Source organism: Aquimarina litoralis (genome assembly GCF_019295435.1).
GTDB lineage: Bacteria > Bacteroidota > Bacteroidia > Flavobacteriales > Flavobacteriaceae > Aquimarina > Aquimarina litoralis_A.
In genome coordinates, this window is the sequence record NZ_WEKL01000040.1 from 35,878 (window position 1) to 46,255 (window position 10,378).

Below are 10,378 nucleotides of genomic sequence, written 5' to 3' on the forward strand. Positions count from 1 at the left end.
TATGCAAGAACCTTCATCTAAAGCTGTTATTCTTTTTCAGAACATTTATCATTGCCTAGAACACGTATAGCTTCTGCATATACTTTAGCTTTTAAAGCTGCTCTTCCTAAGAATTTTTCTTTTTCTTTTAATTTATTAATATCATTACCCGCTACCCAAGAGGATTCTGGTCCTTTTCCTTGAAATGATGGATTTCCCTTAACATTTCCCGAAACAGCTACTCCACCCGCCATATGCATATATGCTGCAGAAAAAAGAAACGTAAATTCTGGATCTGAAGCTTTAGCAACATCTTTTTTAATAGCTTCGGATGCTCTTTTAATTGTTTTTTTATCTTCTTCTGAAATTTTTTCATTTTCCAACAACGCATCGAGATATGCGAGTACTCTTACATAACCATCTTTATGCGTAGTATGAAATGCTCCTCTTCCTCTAAACTTTTCACCACCTCTATAATTGGCCATCCATTTGTTTTTAGTTTCCGTAAGACTCATAAGGTTATTGCTTTCTCCTGCCGCATGTGCAAGATATACTGCTTGAGCCTTTACAGTATCTATTCCCAAAATTCTAAATGCGTTATTAAGGTGATCAGCCACCTTATTATCTACTAAAAACTTCAGATATTCCTCTTCACTTTTTAAGCACTGATTATTTTCGATTTCTTTGCAAGTACGGCCTTGTTCATTTGTTTTTAACTGATCTAGAAGATCACCTTCTTTAAAAATTGTAACCAAGTCAGTTTCAGAAATTACTTGACAGGGTTTTTTGGCGTTTTCATTCCACTCACTTGCACTTTTAAAAGTTTTATTTTTTTGGGATAGAATTTTTATCATTTTTTTTGGAAGAGTTCCATTTCCAATTGCCTTAACTATTAATCGAAAAATATTTATAATAGCATCCTTACCTCCTTGAGATGTTAAAGCATGAATCTGCTCCACCAATATATCTTTCCATTCTGTAAAAACATCCTTTTCTTCTTCAGGAATTGTATAAGCACTATTTTTGTCAATATTGTTAAAAATTACCTGAACCTCATAAGGCATATGATTATTCCCTGAAAATGTGTCTTCATACCATTCCTTATCTTCTTTTTTTTGCACCGGTTTTTCTGGTTTTTTTTGAACTATTGGAGTGTTAAAAAAAGAAATAGGATTCATCTTTTGAGATGATGTATCATCCATTGCGACTTCTGGTTCTTTGGTTTCTTCTGACCTATCAACATTGATTTTAGGCTGAATAAAAGCTAAGCCATTCCCATTGCCAAAAACTGATTGTTGACTTTTATATTTATGGGTTATATGTTGGTTTCTATCTTTGAACATTGTTTGTTTCTTTTCATAGAAATTGTTTCATTCTTTTATAGAAGTCAAGATGTCTCATTTCAGGAAAAAAATTCAAATATGACCTTAAAGAATCTTTAAGCCCTAATTTTATTCCTTCATTTTCTGGAGAATTTAAATCTATATCTGTAAATAAATACTGCCAACCCCAAAAGCCTTTTGTTTGGCATAATTTATCCACGTATTGAGTAATATCTATATTCAATGGAATTGGAGTATAACCTCCACGAAATATCCACATTTTAGGAGTTAACATGTTATCTAAGGATAATTCTAAGCATATACAATGAACGTTGTCATTTTCGATATAATCAAAAACTTTTAACCTTTTATAAAAGGAACTTATCTTTTCCGAAGTATTTTGACTCCATATTTCACCTTCCCAGAAATTACCATCATAACCCGAAATCATCTGATAGAATGGTAAAATTTTAGTGTTTTCCGAAATAATGGTTTGATTGCTTTCAACATGTCCGGAAATATAATTCCAACTTAACCTCAGACCATCAAACTCTGAATAAAAAGATTTTATTTCATCCGATATCGTAATTGTATATTCTTTGGAGTAATCCAAAAAATCTTCAGTAGATATTCCTAATCCACTTTCAAAATTGACATTTGAAATAAAGGAAGACGTTTTTAATTTCTCAATTAGCTTTTCTATTTTATCAAAATTTACTTCCATAATTTCTTAGAATGCTCTTAATTTATTTGCTCCAACTGCAGCTCTAAACCAACTTTCTAGTGAACCATTGTATTTTGAGTCTGCAATCATAAAAGCAGAAGAACTGGTAAACTCTGCCCATGTAGTATAATTGCTAGCACCTCTATTTGTTACCCATTCTCTATATATTGATCGACTTGGAGCTCCCGGTATATTCTTTAATTCTGAATCCCAATAATTAAACGGTGTATTATTAATTGATGGAATTGGATCATTACTTCCTGCAGGATCTGGTTTGCTTACTGGGAAAACATTATCATAAAGCACATCACCTACTCTTACCCATTCTCCATTTTCATTTTTCTCTTTAAAACCGTAAGTAACTCTTATTGCTTCAGCAAAATCTGTATATCCTGTTTCTGTTCTATATCCAGTTACCTCAGCTCGATACCATAATACTCTATTTTGATTATGCACCAAATCCACGGCATTACTCTCCGCTTGATTATACATATTTTGATTTTCAGTCTTTCTTCCAGGTGTTACATTTCCTGTATCGCCGCCAGGTCCTCCTAAATCAAAATGAAGCAGATGTAATCGAACGTAGATATTACTGTAATTGTTAATAGTTTTTATATGAGTTGCCCAACCATCCGGTTCTGCAGTAACTCTAGGTGGTTTCCTACTTCCATTTTTAGTTAAGGGATCTGCCTCAGAGTAAGATGCTCTCCCTCCAGTTCCGCCAATTGATACCTGTGTATTTGGTAATCTTCCTCTAGCTCCTCCTACACCTAAAGTTACTAAAAATGGGACTATTTCATCAAACTTTGTATTTAGTTCAGCCTCTAATTCATTCTTTCTATCATCAGTAAGGTTATCAGCAGATAGTAAATTAATTATTCTCGAAATATCATTATTATATATACTTGAGGCATTATTATATGCATCTTGTTTTCTGTTTTTTGCTGCACCTTCAGACATTTCGTTAATTTCTGTTTGCTTAGTGGAAAGTAAAGTCACAAAAGGCATTTCATCACTTGCTATCCACATTTGGACATTTCTTGCTGAACCTCTTAAAAATATATTATGAGTTTCTCCTTCTGTAGTAAATCTTTTTCGTAATCCTAACCATCCTAATACCGCATCACGTGCGCTTGCGCCAGCTGCCATCACTCTATCCAACAGAGCCATACCGGTATCTACAGCTTTGTTTACCAACCATGTTAACGCCTCGTCAATTAGTGCCCTTACAGATCCTATGATTTCTGCTATTCTAGCACCAATTCCTCCTAATCCTACTTGATTCGCTAAAAATCCTATTACCACAGGCATGGATTGTCCCATAGTTCGCTCCAAATAATCCGCAGCAGTAGCCACATTTCCTCGTGCGATATCCGCTACTCCGTTAACAAAAGAGTTGATTACTTCCAGCATTTCTCTTAAATACTGAATAAAACTTTGCACTGCATTAAAAAATGCTATCGCTCCATTTACCACTGCCATAATTCCGGTTGGATCCAACATACTTAATAACCGCGTAGTAACTTGCGTGATAATTCTGGTCATTACAAAATTCTTCACCGCATCGATTACCACATTCCAAAGGTTACTAAGTTGTTCCTGAATCTTATCCCAAATTGCTGCTATACCGCGTTCTTGTACATCTTTAATAAAGGTCCAAATTCCTTCTAAGGTATTTATCGCTCCTCGTATTCTAGCTACACGTTCTGGTCCAATACGTGGATGCTCTGCAAGCTTTTCCCAAATACGTTCCATGGAAAGTCCTAAAACCTCTAATACCCAACTGATAACACCTTGTAATGAGAAATCGGTTAACTCTGGAATTCCTGCATCTCTTAATTCTCGCATTAACCAACCCATTACTCCATTGATCAAGTGGGTAACAATGTTATCAAAGAATTTTATAAACCCTTCTTTAATTGCTCTCAGTATATTCTTAAGGAATCCAATAGGGTCTCTTTTGATATCTTCAATAGCCTGTAAGGATCTGGTAATGATATTTCCTATCAAATCGAATGGAAAATTCATGATTTCCAAAATCCCTACGATTACAATTCGCACAATCTCTGCTACAAAAGCAATCAATCTACCTATAGGTTCTCCGAATCGTTCTATAATCCTCATAAATGCATCTATAGGATTTAACAGATCATCTATGGTGAAAGAATTCCACAAATCTGTAAAGAGCTGAACTATAGATTGTGGAGTCATATTCAAAGTCTCTACAGCAGCTTCAATCTCTCCTACAATTCTGGCAATTGCTCCTGTTTCTACCATTTGAGCATATTGTGCTTCTCCGCCTTCCATCAAACTCATAAAACCACGAATAAGATTCGGAACTGTTCTGGGAACATGTTCATCGGTGAAAGGATCTTTTCCTATAATAACTTTCACTAATGAGAATCCTCTGGTTTCATTGGCTACAGAAGACAGCCAACTTAATAGTGCTTTCTTAATGAGCTTTAACACCTCAATTGCTACTGTTGATGCAAATGCCCAAACTCTTTCCAGGAAACCTGTCACTCTGCCTGATAATGCTGTTAAATTAGTCGCAATCTCTGTTAGATTTGCTGGGCGAATAGCTTCCCAAGCAGCATTGATCAAACCTCTTAATTCTCCTAGTAAAGACATAAACGTTCCTACCTGAGTATCTAACCAATCAGCAGTTTCTTGTAAGGTGCCTCGTTCTCGCATTTGCTCTAACTCTGTTTCCTTACCAATAAGTATTAGAAAATCTTCCAGAATTTCGACAGTTGTTGCAGACACTTCTTCATCTCGTAATGGATCGTAGTGTATAATCTTTTTAATAAGAGACCAGGCTCTATTTTCTGCTAAAATGGGCTCTGCTACATCTATTAATGCTTCTTTAATCCAATCAATAATTTGATCGACTAGTGAACTTGCAAATGTGGTTATTCTATCCACGAGATCACTAAACTCTTCTCGTAGTGCTCCAATAAATGAGGTAACGGAGTTGTTCTCCCAAGTCTCCTCTACTAGATCTAATAGCGCTCTGGTCGTCAGGTTTAATTCACTTAACTTCCCAGTTACCCAATCGAATACTCGTTGAAGAATTGCGTATTCCTGTAATTTATCAAAAATGGCAACTCCAAATGGTACTAAACCTATTAAACCTCTTAAAAGATTTGTCGGTGTAGGTTCTACTCTTTGCCCTCGCAAAGGATCGTATTGAATAATTACCGTAAACAATAAATACCCTGGTATATTGCGAGCGTTATCCAATATCCAATCTGGTATCCAATCTAAGAATGATCCTTGAACCATCTGGGGAGCTGATGTCACTTCTACTGGTTTTTTTCTTACAGTGGAAGCTCCTTGTTGTACCGTATGAGTTAATTCATGTGCTAGCAGATGTTTTCCTGAGTTCGAAGAAGTATCAAACTTACCTTCGTTAAAATAAATATCATTTCCATGGGTAAAAGCTTGTGCCCCCAGATCCTGACTCATCTGTTTGGCATTCGAATCCGTATGTACGCGTACATTGCTAAAATCCCTGCCAAAACCAGATTCCATTTGTGTTTTGGTATCTTTTGGTAAAGGTGATCCGCTACCTTTGGAACTTTGTAATCGAGATTCTATAGAACTTTCTGTATTGGGAACAGTATAAGACTTCATTTGTACCAGTTGTACATCTTCTTCTTCCTCTTCTTTTTCCTGAATATCTTCTTCTTGTTTCTGAAGTTCTGTAGTTATATTGGTACTTTCTACTTTTGACTGCACCAAATCTTCGGATACCTCTTGCTTTTGGATTTCATCCTCAGGTTTTTGTTGAATTTCTTCTTGTTCTTCTTTTTGCTGTATTACCTCGTCTTCTGTTTGTCTTTGAATGAAAGGAGTAATAGTATCACCTAAAGGTTTTTGTTGCACCGTATTTTCAGTGATTTCCTGTTTTTGAACGTCCTCTTCTTGTTGTTTTTGTACTTGAGGAGCAGGACTAAAAAATGGACTTGTTTGATCATTTCCTTTGGCAACAACGGTATCAGCAACTTTATCTGCTTCAATTTCATACTTGTCTCCAGGTTTTCCAATATTTAACTTTGGTTGAATGAAGGCACTATCTCCATTTTCTTTTTGAAAAAGAGAACTATTATTGGACTTGGTCGTTGTAGTATTTCTTGTTGCTGTTGTAAACATGTTACTTTACTCTGATACCCGTTTTTTTTGTAATGGTTTTAATTTTTAATCTTTAAATTTTCGAAAGCTTTTCTTTTTATAATTTTTTTGGTTCCTACCAACTCTTTATCCACTTTTAGTTCATTGATCTTAGCATTTAGCACAGTCGTATCCACATCTTTACTTTTCATATTTTGTATCCGTGCTAATTGCTTTAATTGATTTGCTTGAGTAGTAATTCTTATTGTTTGAGAGGAATTAGCAGGATCATTGGTAGTTGGATCTTCTGTTTCTGATGCATTTCCTGAATTGACTCTCTCTTTTTCGATTTTAATAGCCTTGTTAGCATATTGAACCGCTTCTTTAGTATTTCCTAATAATAATTTTGCTTTACTAATCTGTATAATATCTTCTGGAGAATGTGCTCGTTCTTCCAATTTTTCGGTAAGTTTTTCAAGATTTTGCTTCGCAATAGTATCCTCTGGATTTTCTATATATTCCTCCTGATATTTTGAGAATGCTATTTTATCCGATGAGATCGTTATTTCCTTTACACTTGGGTATCCTATCATTAAAATAGGAATCGGGAAAAACAATAATAATTTTTTAATCTCTTCTTTTTTAATAATATAATACACCAAGCCCGCACTTAGAATCAGGAACAAAAAAACACCTAAAAACAGTAGTACAAGTTCGTATAGATATAAATCCTTAAATAGCGCTTCCATGATGATTAGTTTTAGTTATTATTTAAAAAGTTACTTTACAAAAGAGCTTGATCTCATAGTTTTAATCTCTTCAGGAGTTAGTTTTTTGGGGTTCGAAGCTGTGTCATGCATTAAATATGTATTGTCTGGAACTACATGTGTCCCTCTATTTAATAGTACATGCCCCATTTCATGAGATACAGTATTGTCAGTCCCTATATTACCAACTACTACGCCTAAAAGTCCAGTTCCTGTTGCTGGCCAAAATGCTTCTCCTAAGCTACCATCACTTAATTCTTTAACAAAAAACAAGGTGATTTCTCCAGATTTTTGATTTAAAGGCAATAATGCTTTTTCCTCACTGGTAGGACTTGTAGGATTAGGATATTCATCCAATACCAAATCATTACCAATAATCAATTTTGATATAAAAGTTGGCAGACTGATTTCCTTTCCTTTCTTTACTTTAATGTTGGCTTGATGATAGACCTCATTATTTGCATAATGAATGGCGCTTGATATATTGCCACTACTACCTTTTACATGTACCACATTCAGTGTTAAAGTCTTTTGTTTAGGTTTCTTTTTCTTTGGAGTTGGTGGTGGAACAGTATTAGGAATCGTTACTACTGCTCTTCTGTTAGGACTTAGAGATTTTGAAAATTGATTGGTCTCACCATTTGCAAAAGTTTTGATATTTGCCATTGGAATTCCTTGAGATCCATCTGATGGATTCATTAACTCTTCAGCTACTTTTTCCGCACGATCACATGACAGTCCCCAATTAAATCTTGGTTTACCATCGATACTTGCAAAACCATCGATTCGAATAACATCTTTACCTCCAGAGGCATGCCAATTCATTGCCAGATTTGATAGCATTGCTTTATCTGATTCGGTTAAATTACTACTTCCCACGCCATGATTAATACTCATTTGCATTCCAAATGCGCTATCATTAGCAACACTACACCCCATTCCTGATGGTGCGTCTTTAGGATCATTTTCTAATGTATGCTTCTTTTGAATTTTCTTATTTACCATACCACTTTGTTGAACGGTATGTGTTAATTCATGTGCCAATAGGTGCTTCCCTTCTGTAGAATTGGGATTGTATTTCCCTTTATTAAAATATACATCATTTCCATGGGTAAAAGCTTGTGCTCCCAAATCCTGACTTAACTGAACTGCATTTGTATCTGTATGAATATTTACATTGCTAAAATCTGTACCAAAACCTGCTTCCATTTCATTTTTGGTACCTCCAGACATTTTATTCCCTTTACCTTTACTGCCTCTTAATCTGGATTCTATGGATGAATTTTTATGGGATTGTGAAGAAGTCAGATTATTATTTGACTTCGTTTGTACAGATTCTTCCTCTTCCATCTTTTGTACACTTTCTTCACTTTCACAATCATCACATTTGGACTGAACCGTCTCTTCTTCCTCCATTTTCTGAATAGAATCTTCTTCTTCCTTTTGCTGTACAGTCTCCTCCTCTTCCATTTTCTGCACAGATTCTTCTTCTTCCATCTTCTGCACAGATTCTTCTTCTTCCATCTTCTGCACAGCACCCTCATTTCTATCTTTAAACATACTTGTTTGTACCAAAGGAGTTATTGTGCTAGCCAAAGGTTTTTGTTGTACTTCTTCTTCTGAACTTTTCTTCTGAATAGCACCTTCAGTATTAGATGAAGATTTGTTAACGACCTGATCAGCCATTTGATCTGCTTCTACCTCATACTTATCATCTGGTTGTCCTACCTTTAATTTTGGCTGAATAAAAGCTTGTTCTCCCTGATTTTGAACTCTTGGTTTTTTCTTTCGCTGTAATCTCATGCCGTATCTATTTTATTATTTCATCTCTAATCCTATTTTTTATTCGAAAACTTCCAAAAACTGTTTAACCAATAGGTTTTCGCTTTCAAATTCACTTCGACATTTGTTGGTTTTAGAATGAAGTTCCATAGAACAACATCCTCTTTTTCCAACACCTCAACTCGCCCATCGCAATTGCGACGTCGTTTCAAAGGAGGAAGTAAAAGTTACCATTCCACAAAAATCAGTTGTTCAAACCATGGGAGTTTAACCATATTCAAATTCCATGGTAGTTTTTCTAATAGCAGATCTTGAGTTTTTCGCTCCACAACAATTCGATGTTTATTCGAATCTTGATCTAGTATTAATTTACCAGCTCTTTTTATAAAGTTTTCTCGTAATCCATCAGCAGAAGTGTTTTTTAATACCTGCCAATTTTTTATTACAGAGCTCAGTAGTTTTTCGCTCTCATCTTTAAAGCTTTTGGGTAATTTTATGTGCTTCCGAATTGGTTTATCTAGCGGATAACCACATAAGAATTTTTCAAAAATTAAGCTTCCCTCCTTTGGTTTCTCTTCTTTTGTAGCCAAATAGTGTAATAAATGAATAGCCAATTCCATTTTTTCCTGTGCTATTGCTCCTTCATCATCCAAAAGATTCAAAGCAGCAAACAAAATTTTGATATAAGGATGAAGCAATACCAAACCGGCATTGTTTATATAGAGTGCCGAATCTTCAATTTCATTTGTTGTTTCTTGAATACTTTCCTTTTCTTTTTCGAAGTATTCAAAGATTTGATCTTGACTTATCTCAAAGTCTTTTAAACTCTTATCCGCTACAAGAGTTATGTTTTCTTTTACTAATTCATCAGTGAATGATTGTATTTCTGATCTAAATCGATTACTCTTTTCATGAAAAAACTCAACTAATTGTTTAACAATTTGTGTGATTGATTCTTCCACAACTTTATAGTCTACATACTTTTTGAATGTATCATCAAGATATTTTTCAATTGTTTCAAGTGACAGCTCTAATGTTTTATTTGTTTCTAAAGCTAATTTGAGTTGTTTCGTTATAACTTTAATAAAGACTTTCTCTATGCTAGTTTGTAATCTATTTATTTCCAGCAGTTTGTTTTCTTTCTGAAGTACATTCTTCTTTATGACATCCTTTAATTTTGAATGCTTTTTGATAAACTTAGACACATCTTTTTGAATAGAATCTATTCTTGTAGAATAGTAGAGCTTATTCAATTCTTCAGTAAGTAGTTTCTTATTTTTGTGAATCTGAAACTTCAATATAGACTCCCAAAAGTGTTCTCGCTGTTTTTGCTTTTCGAGTGTTTTTGGTAGTGGAACATTACTTTTCTTTTCATTTAAGATTGTAATTATTGTTTCATCAGAAAATTGATATATCAATCTTTTACGCACATTCGAATTACGAATCAATTGGAAAAACTCATTTTTAAATTTCTTATTTGAAATTAGGGTCTCTATAAATGATGGATCCTCTACATCTTCTTCAGAATCCCACCATGGATTCCTTCCGGTTTTTAGAAAGTGGAAAAATGCATCTACATCGCTTTTTTCTTTTGTAGTATTTAAAAATGAATAATCTTTTTTATCTAAAATGGTTTTATCATCTATACTAACCAATTTCTTTTGAAGTGCTTTGACAACATCCAACTGGAG

The 10,378-nt window shown here is 34.4% G+C and carries 6 protein-coding genes; all 6 read right to left on the reverse strand.

Annotation, left to right across the window (positions count from 1 at the left end; genetic code table 11):
* Window positions 1–26: 26 nt before the first annotated feature.
* The gene (locus GBO31_RS17945; protein ID WP_219009844.1) at window positions 27–1,322 is read right to left on the reverse strand and encodes a hypothetical protein; all 1,296 of its coding nucleotides are present in this window, start codon (window positions 1,320–1,322) and stop codon (window positions 27–29) included.
* A gap of 13 nt (window positions 1,323–1,335) precedes the next feature.
* Window positions 1,336–2,025 carry a hypothetical protein gene (locus GBO31_RS17950; protein ID WP_219009845.1) on the reverse strand — a complete coding sequence of 230 codons (690 nt, stop codon included), beginning with the start codon at window positions 2,023–2,025 and terminating at the stop codon, window positions 1,336–1,338.
* A gap of 6 nt (window positions 2,026–2,031) precedes the next feature.
* Entirely contained in the window at window positions 2,032–6,180 is a 4,149-nt protein-coding gene (locus GBO31_RS17955; protein ID WP_219009846.1) for a DUF4157 domain-containing protein, read from the reverse strand.
* A gap of 38 nt (window positions 6,181–6,218) precedes the next feature.
* Window positions 6,219–6,887: a hypothetical protein gene (locus GBO31_RS17960; RefSeq protein WP_219009847.1), complete on the reverse strand. Its 669-nt coding sequence runs from the start codon at window positions 6,885–6,887 to the stop codon at window positions 6,219–6,221.
* Window positions 6,888–6,917: 30 nt separating this feature from the next.
* Window positions 6,918–8,708: an eCIS core domain-containing protein gene (locus tag GBO31_RS17965; RefSeq protein ID WP_219009848.1), complete on the reverse strand. Its 1,791-nt coding sequence runs from the start codon at window positions 8,706–8,708 to the stop codon at window positions 6,918–6,920.
* A 206-nt stretch (window positions 8,709–8,914) separates the two neighbouring features.
* Window positions 8,915–10,378: contractile injection system tape measure protein (locus tag GBO31_RS17970; RefSeq protein WP_219009849.1), on the reverse strand; the 1,464-nt coding region annotated here is incomplete at its 5' end.